We start from the raw sequence: 22,834 nt of genomic DNA, 5'->3' as shown, positions 1-22,834 counted from the left end.
TACGACCTGTGGTAGATACCGTTTCACTCGGCTAGACGCAGAGGAGGTCGATCGGTTGTTCCCCGCGTTGACGAACCCGTCCGGCAAGGAAGCGATCCGCTTCGGAGACCAAGCGCTGACCTACGAACGGCTCGCCGGGGTGGCCGGCGCGATCGCGGCGGGGCTGCCTCGCGACCGGGTGGCCGTCTGGGCGACGCCGACCCTGCACACCAGCGTGGCCGTGGTCGCCGCGCTGCTGGCCGGGGTGCCCGCGGTGCCGTTGAACCCGAAGATCGGCGAGCGCGAACTCGGGCACATCCTGGCCGACAGCGAGCCGTCGATCGTGCTGGCCGAGCCGGGCGCGACGCTGCCCGACGGGCTCGCGTCGTTGCCGCGCGTGGACATCGATCTGACCGGTGACCAGCGCGAACTTCCCGCGGAAGCCGACGACGAAGCGCCCGCGTTGATCGTCTACACCTCGGGCACGACCGGCCCGCCGAAGGGCGTCGTGCTCCCCCGCCGGGCCATCACGTCGACGCTCGACGCGCTCGAGGACGCGTGGCAGTGGACCGCCGACGACGTGCTGGTGCACGCGCTGCCGCTGTTCCACGTGCACGGCCTGATCCTGGGGATTCTCGGGCCGCTGCGGCGCGGCGGTTCCGTGCGGCATCTCGGGCGGTTCTCGACCGAAGGCATCGCGCGCGAGCTGGCCGGTGGCGCGACGATGATGTTCGGCGTGCCGACGATGTACCACCGGATCGCGGGCGAGGTCGCCGCGAACACCGCGCTGGCCGACGCGTTGCGTGGGGCACGGCTGCTGGTTTCGGGGTCCGCGGCGCTGCCCGTGCACGACCACGAGCTGATCACCGAGGCGACCGGGCAGCAGGTGGTCGAGCGGTACGGGATGACCGAGACGCTGATGAACACCAGCGTCCGAGCCGACGGCGAGCGCAAGCCGGGCACGGTCGGCGTGCCGCTGCCCGGTGTCGAACTCCGTCTTGTGGGTGACGCCGAGCTGGGCGAGATCCAGGTGCGCGGGCCGAACCTGTTCACCGAGTACCTCAACCGGCCGGACGCGACGGCCGCGGCGTTCGACGACGGCTGGTTCCGCACCGGCGACATGGCCACGCGCGACGCCGACGGGTACGTGAAGATCGTCGGCCGTCAGGCGACCGACCTGATCAAGAGCGGCGGCTACAAGATCGGCGCGGGCGAGATCGAGAACGCGCTGCTCGACCATCCCGGTGTCGCGGAGGTCGCGGTGACCGGCGAGCCGGATCCCGACCTCGGCGAGCGGATCGTGGCGTGGGTGGTGCCGTCGGGCGCGGAGCCTTCGCTGGAGGAGCTCGCGGCGCACGTCGCGCGGCTGTTGTCACCGCACAAACGGCCCCGGGTGGTCCGCTATCTGACCGAACTGCCCCGCAACGACATGGGCAAGGTCATGAAGCGGGCGCTCGATGCTTGACCTACTCGGGTTCACCGACTTCCAAGTCGACATGTCGCCAGAGCCGGAGGACGGCCCGATCGGCTGGCCCGGTTACGGCGAAGCGGTCCGCGCGGCCGTCTCACGCAGCGGCTCGTCGGAGTCGGTGCGCGTCGGCACGGCGCAGATCGGCGGGGTCGACGCGGTCGTCATCGCGTTCGAGTTCAAGTTCCTCGGCGGCTCGCTCGGGCGCCGCACCGGCGACCGGATCGAGTTCGCCTTCCAGCGCGCCCGTGAGCTGGGCGTCCCGGTGGTCTCGCTGGTCGCGACCGGCGGCAGCCGGATGCAGCAGGGCATGCGCGCGCTGACCCAGCTCCAGCGCGTCGCCCGCGAGGTCGCGCTGACCCGCGCGGCCGGGATCCCGCAGATCTCGGTCCTGCTCGACCCGACCACCGGCGGCGGCTGGGCGACACTCGGCGCCGGCGCGGACATCGTGCTGGCCGTTCCGGGCGCTCAGGTCGGCTTCGGTGGCTCGCGGGTGCGGCCTGCCGACGCGCCCGCTGAGGCTTACACGGCCGAGGCGAAGCTGGCGTGGGGTCAGGTCGACCAGATCGTGCCGCCGTCGGAGCTGCCCGAGGTGCTGGGGCAGTGGCTGCGGCTGCTGTCATCACCCGGCGCGGCTGCGGAGCCTCCAGCCGCGCTCGGGTCCGGTGAGCTGCCGTCTACCGGCTGGGACGCCGTCCAGGCCGCGCGCTCGGCCTCACGACCGCGGGCCGGAGCGTACTTGGACGCCTACTTTGGCTGGCGTACGGAGATCCGCGGTGACCGTGCAGGCGGCGTCGACGAGGGCGTGCGCTGCGGGTTCGGCTGGCGTGGCCGGGCGATCGCCTACGCGGCCCAGTGCGGGACGGCGACCACTCCGGCGGGCTTCCGCACGGCCGCGCGGCTGATCCGGCTCGCCGACCGCCTCGGCATCCCGGTGCTGACGCTGATCGACACCCCCGGCGCCGCCAACGACGCGGCGGCCGAACGCGACGGCGCGGGCCCCGCGATCGCGTCGCTGTTCGAGGCGGTCGCTGTTGCTCGCGTGCCGATCACTTCGCTGGTCATCGGGGAAGGCGGCTCGGGCGGGGCACTGGCGTTCGCCGCGCCGGGTTCGACGTGGATCACGCCGGACGCCTACTTCTCGGTGACCTCACCGGAGGCGGCCGCGGCGATCCTCAAGCTGGACCCGGCGCAGGCTCCTGTGATCGCGTCGCAGCTGCGCTTGCGTCCCCAGGACCTGGTCGACCTGGGCATCGCGCGGGCCGTGGTCTCGCGCCGCCCCTGACCCAGTGCTCGTGATAGCCCGAAAGTGGCTTTCGTCAGATGCGATCTGACGAAAGTGGCTTTCGGGCTATCGGTATGTCCCCAATGCGTCGTTCGGGTGCTGGGAGGTGCCGAAAGACGCATTGGGACCCCTGGAGGGACCGAAAGACGCATTGGGGACATGGCAGGGACCCAACGACGCATTGGGATTTTTTCAGGCGGGGAGGGGGACTCGGGTGGTCCAGGTGCCGTGGGGTTCGAGGGTGACCGTGCGGACGTCGTCGTCGGCGCGCGCGAGGCGGACCACGAGGTAGTCGTCGGAGAGGCGCTCGGCCGCGCCTTCGCCCCACTCGACCACGATCGCGGAGCGTTCGAGGTCGGTGTCGAGGTCGAGGTCGTCCAGCTGCGTCAGGTCACCGCCGAGGCGGTAGGCGTCGACGTGCACCAGCGCGACGCCTGAGGCGCCCGCCGGGTGGACGCGGGCGAGTACGAAGGTCGGGGAGCTGACGCGGCCGGAGACGCCGAGGCCGTCGGCGATGCCGCGGGTCAGTGTCGTCTTGCCCGCGCCGAGCGGGCCGGCGAGCAGTACGAGGTCGCCCGCGCGCAGTGCGCGGCCGAGCACTCGGCCGAACTCCATCGTGTCGTCCGGGGTGGGGAACTTCAGCGCTGCCAAAACCAGGTCCTTTGTGATGAGGTCTCACCGTCCACGCCCGCGCACCGCTGCAGCAGGTCGATCAGGTGGCTGTTCACCAGCTCGGGCTGTTCGAGCTGCACCATGTGACCCGCGCCGCGGACCCTGACCAGCTCGGCGTCCGGCAGCTCCGAGGCGATGCGCTCGGCGTGCGAGAACGGGGTGAACCGGTCTGAGTCGCCGCCGACCACGAGCACGTGTGCGTGCTTGAGACCGGCGAGCGCCGCGTACCGATTGTGACTGCCCAGTGTGTCGACGAAGTTCACCAGCCCCCTGACCGGGGTCACGTCGAGCATTTCGAGCATGAAGTCGACCAGCCGTGAGCTGACGTCGCGGCTGCCGAACGCGAGCCGCCGCACGGCCTGCCTGGTCAGCTGGCCGCCCGCCGCGCGCACGAACTCGACCAGGCCGGGCTGCCAGCCCGCGAGGCCGCCGACGCCACGCGTGAGCGGGTTGTACTTGGACAGCAGCGAGCGCGGGAGTCCGCGGGCGCCGACCTCGCCGGCGGCGGTCGCGATGAGCGCGACGCCTTCGACGCGGTCGTCGAACAGCTCGGGGTATTCCGAGGCCAGTTCCATGATGACCATGCCGCCCATGGAGTGGCCCATCAGCACTAGCGGCCCGTCCGGCGCGACCGCGCGGATGACGCCGTGCAGGTCGTGGGCGAGCTGCTCGATGGTGCTGTGTTCCTGCGTCGCCTGGCCGGACTGGCCGTGGCCGCGGTGATCGTAGTAGACCTGCCGGACGCGAGGCAGGCGCAGCGACGCGAGGTCGCGGCGCTGGAAGTGCCAGCTTTTGCGTGACAACGCGAAACCGTGCACGCCGACCACGGTGAGCGCCGGCTTCCCGCCGTCTTCCGGGTCGATCTCCTCGACGGACAGCCGGGTCCCGTCGTCGGCCGCGACCGTGGACACCCGGTCCGGCTTCAGTTCCCCCAATGGTTCGTCCACGAATGGATCCTCACTGTGCCTGCGCTGCTGAGCGGCGACGGCGATGACCGCGGCTGTGCCGGTGGCCACCGCCCCCACTCCCCCGGCAATCGCGAGCAGTCGACGTGAAGGAGACATTCACCGCACCCCCAGATACCTGCGAGTCACTCTCGGGCGATACATCGAGGTCACGATCTCGTAGTCGATGGTGCCGAGCGTGTCGGCCCATTCCCGTGCTGTCGGTTCCCCGTTTTCGCCGGTGCCAAACAAAATCACCTCGCTGCCGACCGGGGGTTCGTCGTCACCGCAGTCCACCACGAGCTGGTCCATGCACACCCGGCCGACGACAGAGCGGCGTTTTCCGTCCAGCAGGACGTCCATCCGGCCGGACAGCAGCCGAGGCACACCGTCGGCGTAACCCACTGGCACCAAAGCGATATTCGTGTCCCGCGAGGCGGTCCACGTGTGTCCATAAGAGACAGACTCACCGGCGGCGATGCGCTTGAGGCTCACCACACTGGACCTGAACGTCATCGCCGGACGCAGATCTTCTTGCTGCGCAACGGGATTGAGTCCGTACATCGCGATGCCGGGTCGCACGATGTCGAAGTGCAGGTCGGGCCTGGTCAACGTCGCGGCGGAATTCGCTATGTGCCGCAACGGGTTCAGTCCGGCCTCGCACGCGATGTCGTACGCCGCTTGGAAACGCTTGGCCTGCGCCTCGATCGACGGGTGTCCCGGGTCGTCCGCGCACGCGAAATGTGACCAGATGGCCACGACTTCGGCCTTCGACGCGGCCGCCGCGCGCACGAGGTCCGGCCACTCGGCCGGCGCGCATCCGTTGCGGGACAAGCCCGTGTCGATCTTCAGGTGCACACGGGCACCCAGCGGAGCCACCCGCTCCAGCTCGGCGATCGAGCTCACGCCGAGGTCGATGCCCTCGGCGACGGCGGACTCGAAGTCGGCGTCCGCGGTGTCCAGCCAGCTGAACAGCGGCACGGTGATTCCCGCGCGCCGCAACGCCAACGCCTCACCGGCCGAGCAGGTGCCCAGCCAGGTGGCGCCCGCTTCGACCGCCGCGCGGGCCACCGGCAGTGCGCCGTGGCCGTACGCGTCGGCCTTCAAGATGGCCATGGTGGCCGCACCCGTGCTCGCCGCCTGAGCGGCGAGCAGGGCGAGGTTGTGCCTGATCGCGTCGAGGTCGATGGTGACCTCGGCACGCGTGAAACTCGTAGTCATGTCGACTTCGAGTCTTACATAACGGGAACCTAGGAGATGCGTGCCCCGCTTGTGGCGGAGAACACGTGCAGCTCGTTCGGGCGGACCCGCAGGTGCAGGGTGTCGCCCATGGCGGGCGGGGTGCGCGGGTCGACCCTGGCGACGATGTTCGACTTCGTGCCCTCGGCGTCGGTCTCGGCCAGCTTGCCGTAGACGAACGCGTCCGAGCCGAGCTCCTCGACCAGGTCGACCTTGACCGGCAGCGTGCCGTCGGCCGAGGTGGTGACCTCCAGCGACTCGGGGCGGAAGCCCAGCGTGACGGTGTCGCCGTCGGCCTTCGCGACGATCTCGCGGTCCAGCGGGATGCGGGCGCCACCGAGCTCGGCGCCGTCCGCGGTCAGCTTGGCGGTGACCAGGTTCATCGCGGGCGAGCCGATGAAGCCCGCGACGAAGGCGTTGGCGGGCCGGTCGTAGAGGGCGCGCGGGGTGTCGCACTGCTGCAGGATGCCGCCGTCGAGCACCGCGACGCGGTCGCCCATGGTCATGGCCTCGACCTGGTCGTGCGTGACGTACACGGTGGTGACGCCGAGACGACGCTGCAGCGCGGCGATCTGGGTACGGGTCGACACCCGCAGCTTCGCGTCCAAGTTGGACAGTGGCTCGTCCATCAGGAACACCTGCGGCTCACGCACGATCGCGCGGCCCATGGCGACACGCTGGCGCTGACCGCCGGAGAGCGCCTTCGGCTTGCGGTCGAGGTACTGCTCGATGTCGAGCAGCTTGGCGGCGTCGAGCACCTTCTGCTTGATCTCGGCGGCCGGGCGGCCCGCGATCTTCAGCGCGAAGCCCATGTTCTGGCCGACGGTCATGTGCGGGTACAGCGCGTAGTTCTGGAACACCATCGCGATGTCGCGCGAGCGCGGCGGCAGCTGCGTGACGTCGCGGTCACCGATCCAGATCGAGCCGCCGTCGATGTCCTCGAGGCCGGCGAGCATGCGCAGGCTGGTCGACTTGCCACAGCCGGACGGGCCGACGAGCACGAGGAACTCGCCGTCCGGGATCTCCAGCTCCAGCGCGTCGACCGCGGGCTTGTCGGAGCCCGCGTACGTCCGGGTCGCCTTGTCGTAGGTGATGCTGGCCATCGGTTCAGTCCTCTCGCGTTTTCGCAGGCACGCCGTGCTGCAGTGCGCGTGCCTCGTAGTGACGGTGCTGGACCCGGATGCCCTCCGCGAGCTCCGCGTCGGTCGGCTCGTCCAGCGTGAGCCTGGTTTTTCCTTGCCAGATCGGAGGTTCCGGGCTGGAAGACAGTGCCCAAGCCGCCTGGCGCGCGGCACCGGCCGCGACGTATTCGGCAGCTTCGGGGATTTCGACGGGAACGCCGAACACGATCGGCGCGACCGCTTGGACGGCGGCGGACCGTGCCGCGCCGCCGATCAGCAGTACCCGGCCGACGCGCACGCCCTGCGCGCGCACGGCGTCCATGCCGGCGGCGAGCCCGCTCAGCATGCCCTCGACCGCGGCGCGCGCGAGGTTCTGCGGCGTCATGTTGTCGCGGGTCATGCCGGACAGGGATCCCTTGGCGTCAGGGAGATTCGGCGTGCGCTCGCCATCCAAATAGGACAGGAAGGTGAGCCCGCCGGAGCCGGGCGCCGCGGCGAGCGCGAGTTCGTCGAAGCCGTGCTGGTCGACGCCGAGCAAGGTCGCGGTCGACGTGAGCACGCGCGCCGCGTTGAGCGTGCACGCGAGCGGGAGGAAGCGGCCGGTCGCGTCGGCGAACCCGGCGACCTCACCGCTCGCGTCGGCCGCGGCGGTCTCGGCGACACCGAACACGGTGCCGCTGGTCCCGAGCGAGACGACCACATCGCCGGGTGCGAGTTCGAGCGCCAGCGCGGCGGCCATGTTGTCACCGGTGCCCGCCGACACGAGCATTCCGTTGTGCTCGCCCGCGGTTTCGGCGGGCCCGAGCACACGGGGAAGTTCAGGCGTGCGGCCGAAGGCGTGCTTGAGCAGGTCAGCGCGGTAAGCGCTTTCAGCCGGTGAGAAGTAGCCGGTGCCGGACGCGTCACCGCGGTCGGTGACCAGTTCGCCGGTCAGCCGCCAGGTGAGCCAGTCGTGCGGCAACAGCACGCGCGCGACGCGAGCGGCGTGCTCCGGCTCGTGCTCGGCCAGCCAGCGCAGCTTGGCGACGGTGAAGCTCGCGACCGGCACCGAACCGACGGCATTGGCCCAGGTCTCCGCGCCCAGCTCGGCGGTGAGGTCCGCACCGGCCTGCGCGGACCGGGTGTCGTTCCACAGCAACGCGGGGCGGACGATTTCGCCGTCCTCGTCGAGCGTCACCATGCCGTGCTGCTGACCCGCGATGCCGATCGCCGAGACGCCTTCGAGCAGGCCTTCGGATGCCGTCGTGAACGCGTCCCACCACGCGTTGGGGTCGACCTCGGTGCCGTCGGGATGCGCCGCGCGGCCGGTGCGCACGACGGCGCCCGTCTCGGCGTCGCAGACGACGACCTTGGTGGACTGGGTGGAGGAGTCGACCCCGGCGACCAGCGTCCTAGATGTCATATTCGGGCCCCTCCGGGTCGCATTCGACCAGTTCGAGCGCGGTGCCGGCGTTGAGCGCGGCCTCGACCTCTTCGGTGGGGGTGAATTCGCTGGTGATGAGCAGGTCGTAGTCCTCGACCAGGCCGTGCGCGTAGGTCGCGGTACGGCCGAACTTGGTGTGGTCGACGACCAGCACGTTGCGGTTCGCGGTGCGCAGCGCGGCCTTCTTGAGCTCGGCGTAGTCGCGAACGGGGTGGAAAAGCCTGCCGACGGCGACCGCGGTGACCGAGACGAACGCCAGGTCGGCGCGCGTGCGGTCCAGCGCGTCCAGCACATCCGGGCCCGCACAGGAGTCGAAGTCGGGGTGGTAGTGGCCGCCGAGCAGCATGACGTCGGCGTGCTGGGCGAGCCGCGCGACCTGCAGCGAGTTGGTGAGGATCGTCAGCCCGTCCACGTTGATCAGCTGCCTGACCAGCGGGAACAGCGTGGTCGAGTCGTCGATGAACACCGTCTGCCCCGGCTGGACCTGGCGAGCGGCCGCCTCGCCGAGCGCCTCGATCTCCTGGCGGCTCGATCCGGTGTCGGAGGCGAGCGCGGAGACCTTGCCACGCTGCTTGCGCAGCAGGCGGCGCTCGGCGAGATCGTCGAGATCCCGGTGCATGGTCATCAGGCTGACGCCGAACCTGCCGGTCAGGTCGTCGATCCGGGCTTCGCGGTGCTCGACCACGTAGTCGAGGATGCCCTGGCGGCGCTGCTCGACGACCGCGTCGGTCGGACGGGTTTTAGACATGCGACACCGCGAGTACGGTCACGGTGTCGGCGGTCACAACTGCTTTCTACCAGATAATCGCACCGTTGTTAACGCAAAACCCGATAACTTCTCATCCGCCGAATGAGACGTTCTTGGTTTCGACCGTTCCGGCGGTCCGGCCGGGCGCCGCCTGGTGCGTCCAGTACAGGTTCGTGTGCGCGATGACCTGCTCGACCGGCGGCGCGCCCCACGCGGTCTTGTCGCCCGAGGTGTGCGCGTCGCTGACCAGCTTGGTGTCGTACCCGCGGGCGAACGCGCCGTGCAGCGTCGAGCGGATGCAGGCGTCGGTCTCCGCGCCCGCGACGATGAGGCTGCCGACGCCGAGATCGGCCAGCACGTTCTCCAGGGAGGTGTCCTCGAAGGAGTCGCCGTAGTGCTTCTCGACGAGCGGCTCGGTGTCGGCGGGGTTCAACTCGGGGACGATCTTCCACTCCTCGCTGCCGCGGACGAGTCCCTCGTCGGAATGCTGGACCCAGACGACCGGGATCTGCTCGCGCCGCGCCTGCTCGACCAGCCCGGCGATGTTGGCGACGACCGAGTCACGCTCGTGCGCGTCGTCGACGACGGCATTCTGGACGTCGACGACGAGCAGTGCGGTGTTCGGGCGATTGTCCAGCGTGGTCACGATTTCCTCCAGTGCAGTGTGCGTAATGCAGCGCTGATGGCGCCGAGAATGCCGGACGAAGAGGTGGGCGCGCCAGCAGCGGCCAGTTCGCCTGCCAGCGAGTGGACGTAGGCGGCCGCGCCTGCCGCGAGCCACGGGTCGACACCGGCGGCGAGCACCGCGCCGATCAGTCCGGAAAGGACATCGCCGGAGCCAGGGGTGGCGAGCCAGGAACCACGCGGGGTGTTGACCATCGCGCGGCCGTCCGGCGCCGCGACGACCGTGCAGTGACCCTTGAGCAGCACAACCGCGTCGTAGCGGCGTGCGCAGGCGCGAGCGGCGGCGACCCGGTCTTTGCCGGGTTCGGAGCCCATGAGACGGGCGAACTCGCGGTCGTGCGGGGTCAGCACCAGCGGGGTGTCGGGGTCGCGCGCGTCGAGGACGTCCACGTGCTGCGCGATGAGCGTGGTCGCGTCGGCGTCCGCGCAGACCGGGACACCGGCGCCGAGCACGTTCGCCAGCACCTCACGGCCTTCGTGACCGGTGCCGATGCCCGGCCCGACGACCCAGGACTGCACGCGGCCCGCGTCGGTGACCGAGCCGGTCGCGATGATCTCCGGCCAGCGCGACCGCACCAGGTCTGCGGCGGGTCCGGCGTAGCGGACCATGCCGGAGGTCGCGTAGACGGCCGCGCCAGCGGCGAGCACCGCCGCGCCGGGGTAGACGGCCGAACCGGCGGCGACACCCGTGACGCCGAGCGTGTACTTGTCGTCGGCTGGGCCGGGGATCGGCCAGCAGGCGGCGACGTCGTCGGCTTCGAGCCGCACGAGGTCGGGGTCTTCGAGGTCGAGCCCAAGATCGACGAGGAAGACCTCACCGCAGTGGGTGGGTGCGAGCGCGTGCACGGGTTTGCGGGCGCCGAAGGTGACCGTCCGGTCGGCGGTGATCGCCGGGCCGTCGACGGCTCCGGTGTCCGGGTCGACGCCGCTGGGCAGGTCGACGGCCAGCACCGGCGCCTTGATGTGCTCGAGCAGCGAGGCCGCGTCCGGGCGCAGCGGGCCGCGTGCCGAGATCCCGACGATGCCGTCGATGACGAGGTCGGCCTTGGCGATCCACTGTGGACTGTCCGCGACGGAGACCGCGCGGCCGCCGGAGCGTTTGAGGGCTTTGAGGCCCTGCGGGTGCGCCTTGTCCGGGTTCAGCAGCACGGCCGTGACCGCGACGTTTCGCTTACGCAGGAAGAAACCGGCCCACAACGCGTCGCCGCCGTTGTCACCGGATCCGACCAGGAGGACCACCCGGCGGCCGCTCGTGGTGCCGAGCATCTTGGCCGCGTGCACGGACAGCCCGAAGGCCGCCTTGCGCATGAGCGCGCCGTCCGGCGTCACCGCCAGCAGCTTGCGCTCCGCCGCGCGAATCCGTTCCGTGGTCCAGATTCCCTGCACGCGGCGCCTCCCGGAGAACTACTCGACCGTGACCGACTTCGCCAGGTTACGCGGCTTGTCGACGTCGTACCCGCGAGTCTTGGCGATCTCGGCGGCCAGCACCTGCAGCGGGACCGTCGACACGAGCGGCTGCAGCAGCGTCGGCACCGCGGGGATCTCGATCAGCTCGTCGGCGAACGGGCGGACCGTCTCGTCGCCCTCTTCGGCGATGACGATCGTGCGGGCGCCACGGGCCTGGATCTCGCTGATGTTGGAGACCAGCTTGGAGTGCAGCACCGCGCGGCCCTTCGGCGACGGCATCACGACGACGACCGGCAGGCCTTCTTCGATCAGCGCGATCGGGCCGTGCTTGAGCTCACCGGCGGCGAAGCCCTCGGCGTGCATGTACGCGAGTTCCTTGAGCTTCAGCGCGCCCTCGAGCGCGACCGGGAAGCCGACGTGGCGGCCGAGGAACAGCACCGCCTTCGAGTCGGCGATGCGGCGGCCGAGGTCGCGCACCTGGTCCACAGTGGACAGTACCTTCTGGACGGCGGCCGGCATGGCCTCCAGCTCGGCGAACTCGCGGGCGACCTCGTCGGGGTACTTGGTGCCGCGCGCCTGCGCCAACGCCAGCCCGACCAGGTAGTTCGCCGCGATCTGCGCGAGGAACGCCTTCGTCGACGCGACGCCGATCTCCGGGCCCGCGTGGGTGTAGAGCACCGCGTCCGACTCACGCGGGATCTGCGCGCCGTTGGTGTTGCAGACGGCCAGCACGCGCGCCTTCTGCTCGCGGGCGTGCCGGACGGCTTCGAGCGTGTCCGCGGTCTCGCCGGACTGCGAAACGGCGACGACCAGCGTCGCGCGGTCGAGCACCGGGTCGCGGTAGCGGAACTCACTGGCCAGCTCGACCTCGACCGGCAGGCGCGTCCAATGCTCGATCGCGTACTTGGCGACCAGGCCGGAGTGGTACGCCGAGCCGCACGCGATCACGAATACCTTGTCGACGTCACGCAGGTCCTGGTCGGAGATGCGCTGCTCGTCGAGGATGATCCGGCCGCCGTCGAAGTGCCCGCGCAGCGTGTTCGCGAGCGCCTCCGGCTGCTCCTCGATCTCCTTGAGCATGAAGTACTCGTGGCCGCCCTTCTCGGCGGCGCTCAGGTCCCAGTCGACGGTGAACGGCTTCGCCTGCGCGGCGTCGCCGTGGAAGTCGGTGACCTCGTAGCCGTCGCGGGTGATCACGACGACCTGGTCCTGCCCCAGCTCAACGGCCTCGCGAGTGTGCTCGATGAACGCGGAGACATCCGACGCGACGAAGTGCTCCCCCTCGCCGACCCCGACGACCAGCGGCGACGACCGCCGCGCCGCGACGATCGTGTCCGGCTTGTCGGCGTGCGTGACGACCAGCGTGAACGCACCTTCGAGGCGACGGCAGACGGCGCGCACGCTGTCGGCGAAGTCACCACCGTTCTGGAAGGCACGGGCGACCAGGTGCGCGGCGGTCTCGCTGTCGGTGTCGCTGCTCATCTCGACACCATCGGCCTCGAGCTCGGCACGCAGCACGGCGAAGTTCTCGATGATCCCGTTGTGCACGACGGCGACCCGGCCGGTGGTGTCACGGTGCGGGTGCGAGTTCCGGTCGACCGGCGCGCCATGCGTCGCCCAGCGCGTGTGCCCCATCCCGGCGGTACCCGCGAACGCGTCCCGCCCAACGGCGTCGAGCTGCGCTTCGAGGTTGGCCAGCCGGCCCGCCTTGCGCTCGACGGTCAGCTTCCCCGCGCCATCCAGCACAGCGACACCCGCCGAGTCATAGCCCCGGTATTCCATCCGCCGAAGCCCACCGAGCACCACGTCCAGCGCAGGCCGGTGTCCGACATATCCCACGATTCCGCACACGCCCATCAGGGTAACGAGAGACCCAGACCACACTCGCCCGGCACCCGACCACCGGCCCGACTGGTACTGCTCGGCCCGAATCCTGGGAAAAATCCCAATGCGTCCTTTGGTCCCCGTCAGATCCCGAATGCGGCTTTCGGCACCTGGCAGCTCCCGAATGCGTCCTTCGGTCCCTGCCACGTCCCCAATGCGGCTTTCGGTCCCCAGCAGGACCCCAATGCGTCGTTCGGCACCTGCCAGGGCCCCAATGCGTCTTTCGGTCCCTAGCAAGTCCCCAATGCGGCTTTCGGGACCTGGCGCGAGCCCGAGAGGGGCGTTCGTCAGGTCCTGTAGCCCGAAAGCCACTTTCGGCAGATGGCATCTGACGAAAGTGGCTTTCGGGCTTTTCTCGGCCGGGGGTGGGCGGCGGAGCGGTGGGGTATGGGCCGGAGCAGTAAGGTCACGCGCATGGCGAAGGCGAAGGAATTGCTCTCGGAGCTGTCCCATCACGGGCCGCATGAGGTGCTTCGGGGCAACCTCGCACTCGTCGGCCTGCCTGGGGTCGTCTACACGCCGACGGCGGGGCTTGGGTTGCCGGCGGTCGCGTTCGGGCATGGGTGGTTGCAGCCGCCGCGGCGGTACCGGCAGCTGCTGAGTCACCTGGCGAGCTGGGGCATTGTGGCCGCGGCGCCCGCGACGCAGGTCGGGCCGTTGCCGTCGCCGCGGTTGCTGGGCGCTGACCTGCTCGCCACGCTCGACGTGGTGACCGGTGTGCGGCTCGGGCCGGATGGCATCAGCGTCGACCCGGATCGGCTCGGGCTTGCCGGGCACTCGATCGGGGGCGGTGCCGCGGTGCTCGCCGGGTCGGAGCACCGGGTGAAGGCGGTCGCCACGTTCGCGGCCACGCAAACGATTCCACCTGCGACGGAAGCCGCGAAGAAGATCACCGCGCCCGGCCTGCACCTGGCCGTCGCCGACGATCTGGTCGCGCCTGCCGCAGGTAACGCGGCGGCCATAGCGAAGGCTTGGGGCGGCGAGGCGCAGCTGCGGTTGATCGGCAAGTCGTCGCACCTGGCTGTCACCGAGGGCAAGCACTGGAGTCAGCTGCTGCTCGACGGTAAACCGCAGCGCCGCACGCAGGTGCTGGTCCGTGCGCTGTTCACCGCGTTCTTCCTGACCCACCTGACGGGCACCGACAAGTTCCGCCCGCTGCTCGAAGCCGACGTCAAGAAGGCCACGATCGAGGCCTTCGCCGACTGACCCTCATACGCGAAAGGCCCCCTTGCTCGTGAGGAGCAAGGGGGCCTTTTACGTACGGGCGTCAGTCCAGCCAGTTCGTCGTCGAGAAGTCGTCCTCGTCGTCGACCGCGCGGCGCGCGTGACGGCCGCGCCGTGCCTCGGCAGGCGGAGTGGCCGCGGCAGGCGGCTCCGGCATGGCGTACGGCGCCGGCTGGGGCGGCGGCGGAGCGTGGTGCTCCTCCTCGTTGTCGCCGAAGCGCATCGTGTGGTCCTGCTCGGAACGAGCGTTCCACTGGTTCTTCGCGGCTTCCTTCTTCTCTTCGACCTGGCGGTCCAGCTCGGCGCTGTGCCGCTCGGCCGCTTCGCGCATGCGTTCCTGCTCTTCGGTGATCTCACGGGACTTGGCGCGTACGCGGTCCCCGATCTCCTCGGCGCTCGCGCGTACGTTCGCGTTGGTCTGCGCCAGCCGCTCGGCCAGCTGCGGGTCGACTCCGCTGGTCATGATCTCCCCTTGTCCGCTCAGCGCTCGTAGCTGATCGAGCGGTCGCCGTCGTCATCGAGCGATCCGCTGATCCGGCCCTTGGCACCGCTGGTCTCGAAGATGGCACCGTCGACGCGGTACTGGCTCGACTGGCGCTGCGTGTCGCCACCGCCGCCGCCACCAGGCGCGCCGCCCATGCCACCCATCATTCCGCCCATCTGGCCCATGCCGCCGCCCGCGGGCGAGCCCGCTGCCGCCGCGGCGGCCGCCGGGTGACCGGGGTCGTTGCCGCCGGGCGCCATGCCCAGGCCGGAGTCGGACGAGGCGAACGACGCGTCGCTGCCGGTCTGCATGCCCGCGTCGAGCGAGATGCCCTCACCCAGTCCGCCGGAGGAGAACCCCGAGGCCGCGTCCGAACCCGCGGTCACGGTCTCCTCGCCGGTGCCACCGGCCACGGCGACGCCTTCTTCGGCGGGTGCGTCGACGGGCTCCGAGCCGCCGATGTCACCTTCGAGGTCGAGACCACCAGGCGCGACGAAACCGCCGGCGTCCTGACCGGGCGTCATGCCCGGGTCCGGGTTGTCGGGCGCCGGGTCGCGCTCCTCGACCGGCACGGCGTCCTTGTCGTGCTCGATCCCGGAGCCGCCATCGGTCGGCCGGTCTGCGGGCTCGCGGCCCTCGCCCGGCTTGATGTCGTCGGTCTTCAGGTCCGACTTGTCACCCTTGTGGTCACCGGCGCCGAGGTCGGCCTTGTCGCCGTCCTTCTCGTCGAGGGTGTACTTGGTCGGCTCGCCCTTGCCGTCGTCGACCGTGACCACGGTCGGGCCGTCGGGGCCGTCAGGACGCTCGGCGGTGATTTCGAGGTTGCCGTCCTTGATGTGGATCTTGCCGTCAGGGCCCGGCTTGTACGAGCCGTCGGGACCGGGCTTGCCGTCCTGCGCCTGCACGCCCTGCGGGCCGAAGCTCTGCTGGTCGGTGGCGGGCAGCGGCTTGCCGTCGGGGCCCTTTTCCTGGCCCTTGTCGTCGTCGAAGTCGAGCTTGTATTCCTTCTTGTGGCCCTGACCGTCGTCGACCGAGATCTCCATCTTGCCGGTCTTGTCGGGCTCGGACATCGCGATGGTGTTCTCGCCCTTTTGGACGGTCATCGTGTCCTGGTCGTCGCCGTATTCCTTGATGGGCTCGCCGGTCTTCGGGTCGATCGGATACGGCTTGCCCGTGTCCGGGTCGATCTCCAGATCCTTGCCGGTGATGGGGTTCTTGCCCTCTTCCGGCTTCGTCGCCTCCGGTGGCTTCGCCTCGGGCGGCGTGATGGACCCGCCGCCGCCGGTCGAGCCGCCGCCACCCGTCGAGCCACCGCCGCCACCACCGGTGTCGATCTTGCCCTTGCCGCCACCACCGGTGTCGACGCCAGGCTTGTCGACGGGCTTGGTCTCGCCCTCCTTGCCGACCGACGCGAACGGGTCGGGCTCGAGGCCCTTGTTCAGCGAGTCGATCAGCGCGGAGTAGTTGTCCTGGATACCGGACACGAACGTCTGGCCCTGCTCGTGGACCGAGTTCGCCTTGGTCGTGTAGTCATCGCAGAACTGCTTGAGCTTGTCCTGGGCCTCCTTGAGGATGCCCTTGTACTTCTCGCACTCTTCCTTGATGTTGTCCTCGGTGATCGAGTCGGCGAGGTTGTAGCCGATCAGCGCGCCGATCGGGTTGATGATCGTCAGCACCGCGGTGATCGGGTTGGACAGCAGGTCGACGAAGTCGTCCCACCAGCTCTTGTCCTCGATCTCCTTGATCTTCGCCTCGAGCTGCTTGATCGCGTCCGGCAGCTTCTCCTTGGCGTCGATGAAGCCGTCGATCTGCGGCGCCGTGAGGTTGGCCATCTTGCCTTCGCCGTAGAGATCCAGGATGCAGTGCGCGTAGTTGATGACGTTCTGCTGGATCGCTTCGTCGATCGTGTAGGTGATGTTCTCCGGCGCGGTCTTCAGCGCCTGGTGCAGGTCACCGGAGGCCTTGACCATCGCGTTGTTCGCGTTCTGCGCGGCCGACTTCGCGTCGCCTGCCCAGTCCGCGGTGTTCGCGGCCCACGCCTTGTCCATCGCCTCTTTGGACTCGGCGACGGTCTTGCCCGCGGTGGTCAGCACCGTCGCGTCGGCGTGGAACGCGGTGAAGGAGATGCGGCGGAACTCGTCGAGCCCCATCCGCAGGCCGCGCGGGTCGATGCCGGACGCCTTGTAGCCACCGCCGCCACCGGAAGCGGTCGAACCCTTGGTCCCGGCCCCGGTGTTCGTGACGACCTGGCGGTTCTTCGGCGGGGGCGCGTCGGCGGGAGCACCACCCGGAGCGCCGCCACCCGCCTTCTGGAACCGCGGGTAGAAGTCGTCGAACAGGACCATCGCCTTCTCGGCCTGGTCGATGATCTGGTCGGACGAGGAGAATCCGCCCTGGTCGAGTGCCTTCTGGGCACCGTCGACGGCGCCCTTCTGCTGCTTGACGACCGCGTTGCGCCGGTCTTCCTCAGCCGCGCCCAGGCTCTTGGACGCGTTCTGCATGTTCTCTTTGAGGTTTTTGCCGCCCATCCAGACATCGCCTGGATTGGCGCCGACCTGCTCGGAGTACTTGACGATCTCGCCGTCGTTGAGACGGCCCGCGTCCGACAGCGCGTAGAGGAAGTTCTTCTTGTTCTCCGCGGAGACGTTCGGGTCGTCCAGGCTCTTGCGCATCTGGTCGAGCTCTTGCGCGGTGAACGTGGCGTTGGCCACCTTGGCCTGAGCGTCGCCGGTAAAGGGGTTCTTGCTCATGCTCAGCGACCCTTCGAAGCCATGGCGTCGGCGTTGACCTGCTCGCCCTTTTCGTAGTGGCCTGCCGCGGAGGTCAGCTTGCCGCCGAGGTCGGTGGACTTCTGGCCGTAGGTGGTCACCGAGTCGCGGTACTTCTTGATCGCGTTGCTGTAGTCCGCGGCGACCGGCGTCCACGCGTTGCCGACCTGGCCCATCGAGACACCGGTCTCGATCTTCGAGCCCGCGGTGACCAGGTCGCCGCCCTCGGTGTTGTACGCCGATCCGACAGCGTTGATCTTGCCTGGATCGACTTTCTGGCCACCGGCCATGATTCCCCCTTTTGTCCCGAGGTCTGCGTGCGTTGACGCTATGACGCAGCCGAGCGCCATTCGGTGCCGTCGCTAATGCACATACAAAGTACCCAGCTCAGAGGACGTGCGCACAAGCTTCGACCCAAACGGGGTCGCCGGGTCAGGAGACGGCCGAGACCACGCCCGCGAGACGGTCGGCAGCGGCCTGCGCGGTGTCCTGAGCAGGGGCTTCGACCATGACGCGGACCAGCTGCTCGGTGCCGGACGGGCGGAGCAGGACGCGGCCCTCGTCGCCGAGCTCGGCCTCGACGGCGCCGACGGCGTCGCGGACGGCGCTGGAGTCGGCGACGGCGGCCTTGTCGGCGACCTTGACGTTGACCAGCACCTGCGGCAGGCGGTGCATGACGCCCGCCAGGTCGGCCAGCGACTTGCCGGTCGCGGCCATCCTGGCCATCAGGCGCAGCGCGGTGAGCAGGCCGTCGCCGGTGGTGGCGTACTCGGGGAGCACGACGTGGCCGGACTGCTCGCCGCCGAGCGCGAAGCCGCTGGCGCGGAGCTCTTCGAGGACGTAGCGGTCGCCGACGGCGGTGGTGACGACGTTGATGCCGTGCGCCTTCATCGCCAAGTGCAGGCCGAGGTTGCTCATCACGGTCGCGACCAGCGTGTCGTTGGTCAGCTCGCCGGACTCGGCGAGCGCGAGCGCGAGGACGGCCATGATCTGGTCGCCGTCGATGAGCTCACCGGCCGCGTCGACCGCGACACAGCGGTCGGCGTCGCCGTCGTGGGCGATGCCCAGGTCGGCGCCGTGCTCGACGACGGCCTTGAACAGCTGCTCCGGGTGGTTGGAGCCGCAGGCCGCGTTGATGTTGAGGCCGTCAGGGCTCGCGTTGATGGCGATGACCTCGGCGCCGGCGGCGCGGTAGACCTCGGGCGCGGCGGCCGCCGAAGCGCCGTTCGCGCAGTCGACGACGACCTTGATGCCTTCGAGGGTGTGCGGGGTGGCCACCAGCAGGTGCTGGAGGTAGCGGTCGAGGGCGTCCTCGACGTCGGTCACGCGGCCGACCGCGGCGCCGATGGGGCGGGTGTCGGGCGCGGTGAGACCGGCCTCGATCTCGTCCTCGAGGTCGTCGGCCAGCTTGTGCCCACCGGCGGCGAAGAACTTGATGCCGTTGTCGGGCATCGGGTTGTGCGAGGCGGAGATCATCACGCCGATGTCGGCGTTCAGCGCGCCGACCAGGTAGGCGACGGCGGGGGTCGGCATCACGCCGACGCGGCGCACATCGGCGCCTGCGGAGGCGAGGCCCGCGACGACGGCGGCCTCCAGCATCTCGCCGCTGGCGCGGGGGTCACGGCCGACGACCGCGATCGGGCGGTGCGAGCTGTCGTGCGCGACGAGCACGCGGGCGGCGCTGGCCGCCAGCGACAGCGCGAGCTCCGGGGTCAGCTCGTCATTCGCGAGCCCACGGACACCATCAGTACCGAACAGGCGAGCCATCCGTCGGACCTCCTTGTACGACCTACACAAGCATGGGGTTGGGGAGACATCGGGGCTATGAGAAGAAGCACCCGGAAAGCACGGAAGCGCCCACCCGAGGAACGGATGAGCGCTTCCGGCAAAGCGCGGTGTCGATCAGCGCTTGCTGTACTGCGGAGCCTTGCGGGCCTTCTTCAGGCCGTACTTCTTGCGCTCGACGGCACGCGCGTCGCGCTTGAGGAAGCCTGCCTTCTTGAGGACAGGGCGGTCATCGGCGTCGACCTCGACGAGCGCGCGGGCGATCGCGAGACGCAGCGCACCGGCCTGGCCGGAGATGCCGCCACCGTGCAGGCGGGCGAAGATGTCGAACGAGTCCGGCTTCTCGACGGTCACGAGCGGCTCGCGGATGAGCTGCTGGTGGACCTTGTTCGGGAAGTACGACTCGAGCGAGCGGCCGTTGAGCTTGAACTCACCGGTGCCGGGCACGACGCGGACGCGGACGACCGCCTCCTTGCGGCGGCCGACGGTCTGGGCGGTGCCACCGGCGGCGCGGGACGGCTTCGGGGCGGCCGGGGTCTCGCTGGTCACGACGCCGTCGAACGACTCGGTCGTGCCCTCGGCGAGAGTCTCGGTCTCGGTGCTGGTCACAGAAACTTCCTCACTCACTTGACGACCTGCGCGATCTTGTTGATCTCGCGGGTCTGCGGCTGCTGCGCGCCGTGGGGGTGCTGCGGGCCCGAGTAGACCTTCAGCTTCTTCCCCATCGCGCGACCGAGCTTGTTCTTCGGCAGCATGCCCTTGACGACCTTCTCGACCAGCCGCTCGGGCTTGGTGTCGAGCAGCTCGCCGAAGGAGCGCTTGGAGAGGCCGCCCGGGTAACCGGAGTGCCGGTACGCGAACTTCTGCTCGCGCTTGTTGCCGGTGAGCGCGACCTTCTCGGCGTTGACGATGATGACGAAGTCACCGGTGTCCACGTGCGGGGCGTAGGTCGGCTTGTGCTTGCCGCGCAGCAGCGTGGCGACCTCAGTCGCGAGCCGGCCGAGCACGACATCCTCGGCGTCGATCACGTGCCAGGCACGAGTGACGTCGCCGGGCTTGGGGCTGTACGTGGGCAAGGGTCTACCTCGTCGTCAACATTGCGTGTGGGTTCTGTGCGTGCCTAACGATTGCTCGCCGCAACGCACAACGACATATGAAGATACCCGCTCGCCGATCGAGCTGACGAAGCGGGGGTCGGTATGACCGGGCATCTTACGCCGGGCCTGTCGATACACCCACTCCCGACACGGCCCGATCGGGGCGTTCCGGGTACCCGGGCGGGCGCTCGCGGCGAGAATGAGACGATCCACGCGGGGACCGCGCTCAACATGGGGAACAGGATGAAACGACGGCCAACGACTTATCTCGCGCTCGGCTCGGTGCTCCTGCTCGCGGCGGCCGGCTGCGGCCAGGCGAAGGCCGGCACGGCGCTGCCCAACGGTGAGGACGCCACGGCCTACGTGAACGCCAAGTTCGCGGGCGCGATGGACAAGCTCGACGCCTCGCTCGACCGGCCGGACACGAAGACCTCGAACGACGCCTACATCCGGCTCGACGACAAGTGGCTGCACAGCATCATCACCGCGTCGCGCCAGGGCTCGCCGGAGAGCCGGATCAGCCGCAACCGGTCGGAGAAGAACCCCGACGAGTCGCTCGACACGTTCATCCCGGCCGAGGGCTCGGTCGAGTACATGCACCTCGGTCCGGTCTACAAGAGCCTCGCGCCGACCTCGTGGGTGTCGATGCCGAAGAAGGCGAACCTCGGCCCGCTGTGCGCGTACTCCGGCGTGATCACCGCCTGCAAGATGGCCGACACGATCACCCGCTCGGTCCGCGCCGACAAGCGGGCGGTCAAGGGCGCGCGCAGCACCCCGGACGGCAAGACCGAGGTCAGCGTCGATGTGACGCTCGACGCGTTCCTCACCTCGCGGGTGGAGGTGCTGCCGCAGTCCGCGCTCGACATGATGGGCCCGGAGCTGCGCAAGCAGACGATCCCGACCAAGTTCGTCGTCGACGCCGACGGCAAGCTCAGCACCATCTCCATGGAGGCGAAGTTCGAAGGGGGCGGGCACAAGATGGAGCTGAAGTACGACTTCCGCTTCCTCGGCCCGGCCAGCCCGCAGGACCTGCCGAAGATCCCGGACCCCGCCGACGTGACCGCGCTGCCCGACGACGCCGCGGTCGCCGACTTCTACAAGCGGCTCGGCGAGGTGCAGGGCGGATGAGCGACCGATCGAACACGGGGGACCCGCGATGACCCAGCCGCCCGAACAGCCCCAGCAGTGGTGGCAGCCCCAGGACCCGCAGGCGGCCACCGGCCCGCACTCGGGTCAGTGGCAGCAGGCGCCGGACGGCCCGCAGCAGACCGGGTCGTACACCGGGCAGTGGCAGCAGAATCCCGCCGCCCAGCCGCAGACCGGCCCGTACGGCGGCCCCTGGCAACAACAACAGCAGCAGCCTGCTCCCCCGCAGCAGCAGGGCCAGTTCGGCGGCGGTTTCCAGCCGACCCAGTACGGCGGCCTCGGCGCGTTCGAAGAAGTGCTCGTGACGAAGAAGGAGCGCTCCAAGAAGCCGCTCATCTTCGGCGGTGTCGGCGTACTCGTGCTGGCCGCGGCCGGTGTCACGGCCTGGCTGCTCGGCGCGTTCGCCGGTGACACGTTGGACCAGAAGTCCTTGCAGGACGGGGTTTCCAAGGTGCTGACCGAGAACTACGGCGAGCACGACATCAAGAACGCGAGCTGCCCCAGCGGTCAGGCCGCGAAGAACGGGACGACGTTCGACTGCAAGGTCGACGTCAGCGGCCAGCCGAAGACGGTGACCGTCCGGGTGCTCAACGAGAAGCCCGAATACGAAGTCGGCGCCCCGCACTGAACGAGGGTCGTGAGTGGTATGACCGGTTAGAACCGGCCGTACCACTCACGACTCTTTTTCTTTCGTGCAAACGAAAACGGTGGGCCTGAGCGCCGAAGCGCTTGGCCCACCGTGTCTCGGGTGTGCGAGCGAGATCAGAACAGCTGCTCGACGCCCGACTCGGTGCCCTGGTAGCCGTCGGCCAGCTGCGGCAGCACGGAGGCGATCTGCGCCAGAACCTGCTTGAGGTCCTCGAACGCGTCGTTCCACTGCTTCTGCGCGACGCCGTAGGCCTCCTTGGCGGCACCTTCCCAGTCGTGGGTCAGCGGCGAGAGGTCCTGCATGAGCTGGTCGAACTGGCCCTGCAGCTCGGAACCGGTGTTCTTGCAGTCGTCGGCGGCCGCGTGGATCGTGGCGTAATCAACGGAAATGCCGTCAGGCATGTCACCCTCCCAGGTGATAGAAGCGAAAAGTCTTTGAGTATTCAGGGACTAGCGAAGGTGAAGCGAAGATCAGTTGCCCTCGAGCGCGGAGCCGAAGCCCTTGTGCAGCGCGTTGACGAGCTCGTCGTTCTGAGCCTCAGTCCGCGCGTACTTGGAGCCGGCCTCTTCGAGAAGGGAGGCGATCCGCTGCAGCGACTCGTTCAGCTTGCGGCCGTCCTCGTCGAAGCGGTGCATGACGTTGTTGAAGGCGTCAGCGGCCTTACCGGACCATCCGGCGCGGGTGGCCTCGATGTTGTCACGCAGCTTGGACAGGTTCTGGTCCATCGCGACGCGGACCTCGGTGACCTGCTTCTCGGCCTGGGTGAACTGTTCCGGCGTTCCCTTGAAACCCTGAGTAGCCATGTGGGATTAGCCCCCTTCGTAAGT

The 22,834-nt window shown here is 69.4% G+C and carries 22 protein-coding genes; 5 read left to right on the top strand and 17 right to left on the bottom strand.

Features of this window, described 5'->3' with window-relative positions:
• Positions 1-55 precede the first annotated feature (55 nt).
• Together AB5J62_RS02635 and AB5J62_RS02630 are read left to right on the top strand one after the other, a co-directional pair.
• Positions 56-1,444 (top strand): acyl-CoA synthetase, encoded by a 1,389-nt coding sequence (locus AB5J62_RS02635; protein WP_370946478.1) that lies wholly within the window; start codon positions 56-58, stop codon positions 1,442-1,444.
• The gene (locus AB5J62_RS02630; RefSeq protein ID WP_370946477.1) at positions 1,437-2,732 is read left to right on the top strand and encodes a carboxyl transferase domain-containing protein; all 1,296 of its coding nucleotides are present in this window, start codon (positions 1,437-1,439) and stop codon (positions 2,730-2,732) included. Before AB5J62_RS02635 ends, AB5J62_RS02630 begins: the two co-directional genes overlap by 8 nt.
• Positions 2,733-2,924: 192 nt before the next feature.
• Here the strand turns inward: AB5J62_RS02630 and tsaE are convergent, their stop codons facing one another.
• The 9 genes from tsaE to glmS form a co-directional block, all read right to left on the bottom strand.
• Entirely contained in the window at positions 2,925-3,389 is a 465-nt protein-coding gene (tsaE, locus tag AB5J62_RS02625) for a tRNA (adenosine(37)-N6)-threonylcarbamoyltransferase complex ATPase subunit type 1 TsaE (RefSeq protein ID WP_370950154.1), read from the bottom strand.
• Positions 3,371-4,468, bottom strand: coding sequence for an alpha/beta fold hydrolase (locus tag AB5J62_RS02620; RefSeq protein ID WP_176968844.1), 1,098 nt, complete (start codon positions 4,466-4,468; stop codon positions 3,371-3,373). The genes tsaE and AB5J62_RS02620 overlap by 19 nt, the downstream gene beginning before the upstream one ends.
• On the bottom strand, positions 4,469-5,569 hold the full coding sequence (gene alr, locus AB5J62_RS02615) for an alanine racemase (RefSeq protein ID WP_370946476.1): 1,101 nt from the start codon (positions 5,567-5,569) through the stop codon (positions 4,469-4,471). It abuts the gene before it with no gap.
• Between the two features lie 29 nt (positions 5,570-5,598).
• Complete coding sequence (locus AB5J62_RS02610; RefSeq protein WP_370946475.1) at positions 5,599-6,690, bottom strand: ABC transporter ATP-binding protein; 1,092 nt, start codon at positions 6,688-6,690, stop codon at positions 5,599-5,601.
• 4 nt (positions 6,691-6,694) lie between these two features.
• On the bottom strand, positions 6,695-8,110 hold the full coding sequence (xylB, locus tag AB5J62_RS02605) for a xylulokinase (RefSeq protein ID WP_370946474.1): 1,416 nt from the start codon (positions 8,108-8,110) through the stop codon (positions 6,695-6,697).
• Complete coding sequence (locus AB5J62_RS02600) at positions 8,100-8,879, bottom strand: DeoR/GlpR family DNA-binding transcription regulator (protein WP_370946473.1); 780 nt, start codon at positions 8,877-8,879, stop codon at positions 8,100-8,102. The genes xylB and AB5J62_RS02600 overlap by 11 nt, the downstream gene beginning before the upstream one ends.
• A 91-nt stretch (positions 8,880-8,970) precedes the next feature.
• Positions 8,971-9,525 carry an isochorismatase family protein gene (locus AB5J62_RS02595; RefSeq protein WP_370946472.1) on the bottom strand — a complete coding sequence of 185 codons (555 nt, stop codon included), beginning with the start codon at positions 9,523-9,525 and terminating at the stop codon, positions 8,971-8,973.
• Positions 9,522-10,949 carry an NAD(P)H-hydrate dehydratase gene (locus tag AB5J62_RS02590; protein WP_370946471.1) on the bottom strand — a complete coding sequence of 476 codons (1,428 nt, stop codon included), beginning with the start codon at positions 10,947-10,949 and terminating at the stop codon, positions 9,522-9,524. Before AB5J62_RS02590 ends, AB5J62_RS02595 begins: the two co-directional genes overlap by 4 nt.
• A gap of 18 nt (positions 10,950-10,967) precedes the next feature.
• Positions 10,968-12,821 carry a glutamine--fructose-6-phosphate transaminase (isomerizing) gene (glmS, locus tag AB5J62_RS02585; protein ID WP_370946470.1) on the bottom strand — a complete coding sequence of 618 codons (1,854 nt, stop codon included), beginning with the start codon at positions 12,819-12,821 and terminating at the stop codon, positions 10,968-10,970.
• Positions 12,822-13,268: 447 nt separating this feature from the next.
• Here glmS and AB5J62_RS02580 point away from each other — a divergent pair, with 447 nt between their 5' ends.
• Complete coding sequence (locus AB5J62_RS02580) at positions 13,269-14,060, top strand: dienelactone hydrolase family protein (protein ID WP_370946469.1); 792 nt, start codon at positions 13,269-13,271, stop codon at positions 14,058-14,060.
• Between the two features lie 61 nt (positions 14,061-14,121).
• On the opposite strand, the gene AB5J62_RS02575 is transcribed toward AB5J62_RS02580, so the two are convergent.
• From AB5J62_RS02575 to rplM, 6 genes are all read right to left on the bottom strand, one after another.
• Positions 14,122-14,541, bottom strand: a complete 420-nt coding sequence (locus AB5J62_RS02575) for a hypothetical protein (RefSeq protein WP_370946468.1) — start codon at positions 14,539-14,541, stop codon at positions 14,122-14,124.
• 17 nt (positions 14,542-14,558) lie between these two features.
• Positions 14,559-17,312 (bottom strand): hypothetical protein, encoded by a 2,754-nt coding sequence (locus tag AB5J62_RS02570; protein ID WP_370946467.1) that lies wholly within the window; start codon positions 17,310-17,312, stop codon positions 14,559-14,561.
• A 2-nt stretch (positions 17,313-17,314) separates the two neighbouring features.
• The gene (locus tag AB5J62_RS02565) at positions 17,315-17,620 is read right to left on the bottom strand and encodes a type VII secretion target (RefSeq protein WP_370946466.1); all 306 of its coding nucleotides are present in this window, start codon (positions 17,618-17,620) and stop codon (positions 17,315-17,317) included.
• Positions 17,621-17,762: 142 nt separating this feature from the next.
• A complete protein-coding gene (gene glmM / locus AB5J62_RS02560) occupies positions 17,763-19,097 on the bottom strand; it encodes a phosphoglucosamine mutase (RefSeq protein ID WP_370946465.1) in 1,335 nt (444 codons plus the stop codon).
• A 135-nt stretch (positions 19,098-19,232) separates the two neighbouring features.
• The gene (gene rpsI, locus AB5J62_RS02555) at positions 19,233-19,724 is read right to left on the bottom strand and encodes a 30S ribosomal protein S9 (RefSeq protein WP_091293711.1); all 492 of its coding nucleotides are present in this window, start codon (positions 19,722-19,724) and stop codon (positions 19,233-19,235) included.
• Positions 19,725-19,738: 14 nt separating this feature from the next.
• Positions 19,739-20,191 (bottom strand): 50S ribosomal protein L13, encoded by a 453-nt coding sequence (rplM, locus tag AB5J62_RS02550; protein ID WP_091293709.1) that lies wholly within the window; start codon positions 20,189-20,191, stop codon positions 19,739-19,741.
• Between the two features lie 264 nt (positions 20,192-20,455).
• Between rplM and AB5J62_RS02545 the strand changes: the two genes are divergently transcribed.
• Positions 20,456-21,340 carry a hypothetical protein gene (locus AB5J62_RS02545; protein WP_370946464.1) on the top strand — a complete coding sequence of 295 codons (885 nt, stop codon included), beginning with the start codon at positions 20,456-20,458 and terminating at the stop codon, positions 21,338-21,340.
• Positions 21,341-21,368: 28 nt separating this feature from the next.
• Positions 21,369-21,986: a DUF4333 domain-containing protein gene (locus AB5J62_RS02540; protein WP_370946463.1), complete on the top strand. Its 618-nt coding sequence runs from the start codon at positions 21,369-21,371 to the stop codon at positions 21,984-21,986.
• 134 nt (positions 21,987-22,120) lie between these two features.
• On the opposite strand, the gene AB5J62_RS02535 is transcribed toward AB5J62_RS02540, so the two are convergent.
• Both AB5J62_RS02535 and AB5J62_RS02530 read right to left on the bottom strand, forming a co-directional pair.
• Positions 22,121-22,408, bottom strand: coding sequence for a WXG100 family type VII secretion target (locus AB5J62_RS02535; RefSeq protein WP_370946462.1), 288 nt, complete (start codon positions 22,406-22,408; stop codon positions 22,121-22,123).
• Between the two features lie 69 nt (positions 22,409-22,477).
• Positions 22,478-22,810: a WXG100 family type VII secretion target gene (locus tag AB5J62_RS02530; protein WP_370946461.1), complete on the bottom strand. Its 333-nt coding sequence runs from the start codon at positions 22,808-22,810 to the stop codon at positions 22,478-22,480.
• Positions 22,811-22,834: the final 24 nt, after the last annotated feature.

The organism is Amycolatopsis sp. cg5, assembly GCF_041346955.1.
Classification (GTDB): Bacteria; Actinomycetota; Actinomycetes; order Mycobacteriales; family Pseudonocardiaceae; genus Amycolatopsis.
This window is presented reverse-complemented; position numbering and strand designations above follow the sequence as displayed.

Bases quoted from the DNA above. Each gene is read 5' to 3' on its own strand.
- AB5J62_RS02570 (WP_370946467.1), bottom strand. From the start codon at position 17,312: ATGAGCAAGAACCCCTTTACCGGCGACGCTCAGGCCAAGGTGGCCAAC.
- glmM (WP_370946465.1), bottom strand. From the start codon at position 19,097: ATGGCTCGCCTGTTCGGTACTGATGGTGTCCGTGGGCTCGCGAATGAC.
- AB5J62_RS02540 (WP_370946463.1), top strand. From the start codon at position 21,369: ATGACCCAGCCGCCCGAACAGCCCCAGCAGTGGTGGCAGCCCCAGGAC.
- AB5J62_RS02600 (WP_370946473.1), bottom strand. From the start codon at position 8,879: ATGTCTAAAACCCGTCCGACCGACGCGGTCGTCGAGCAGCGCCGCCAG.
- AB5J62_RS02565 (WP_370946466.1), bottom strand. From the start codon at position 17,620: ATGGCCGGTGGCCAGAAAGTCGATCCAGGCAAGATCAACGCTGTCGGA.
- alr (WP_370946476.1), bottom strand. From the start codon at position 5,569: ATGACTACGAGTTTCACGCGTGCCGAGGTCACCATCGACCTCGACGCG.
- AB5J62_RS02530 (WP_370946461.1), bottom strand. From the start codon at position 22,810: ATGGCTACTCAGGGTTTCAAGGGAACGCCGGAACAGTTCACCCAGGCC.
- AB5J62_RS02575 (WP_370946468.1), bottom strand. From the start codon at position 14,541: ATGACCAGCGGAGTCGACCCGCAGCTGGCCGAGCGGCTGGCGCAGACC.
- AB5J62_RS02535 (WP_370946462.1), bottom strand. From the start codon at position 22,408: ATGCCTGACGGCATTTCCGTTGATTACGCCACGATCCACGCGGCCGCC.
- AB5J62_RS02610 (WP_370946475.1), bottom strand. From the start codon at position 6,690: ATGGCCAGCATCACCTACGACAAGGCGACCCGGACGTACGCGGGCTCC.
- AB5J62_RS02580 (WP_370946469.1), top strand. From the start codon at position 13,269: ATGGCGAAGGCGAAGGAATTGCTCTCGGAGCTGTCCCATCACGGGCCG.
- AB5J62_RS02620 (WP_176968844.1), bottom strand. From the start codon at position 4,468: ATGTCTCCTTCACGTCGACTGCTCGCGATTGCCGGGGGAGTGGGGGCG.
- xylB (WP_370946474.1), bottom strand. From the start codon at position 8,110: ATGACATCTAGGACGCTGGTCGCCGGGGTCGACTCCTCCACCCAGTCC.
- AB5J62_RS02630 (WP_370946477.1), top strand. From the start codon at position 1,437: ATGCTTGACCTACTCGGGTTCACCGACTTCCAAGTCGACATGTCGCCA.
- AB5J62_RS02545 (WP_370946464.1), top strand. From the start codon at position 20,456: ATGAAACGACGGCCAACGACTTATCTCGCGCTCGGCTCGGTGCTCCTG.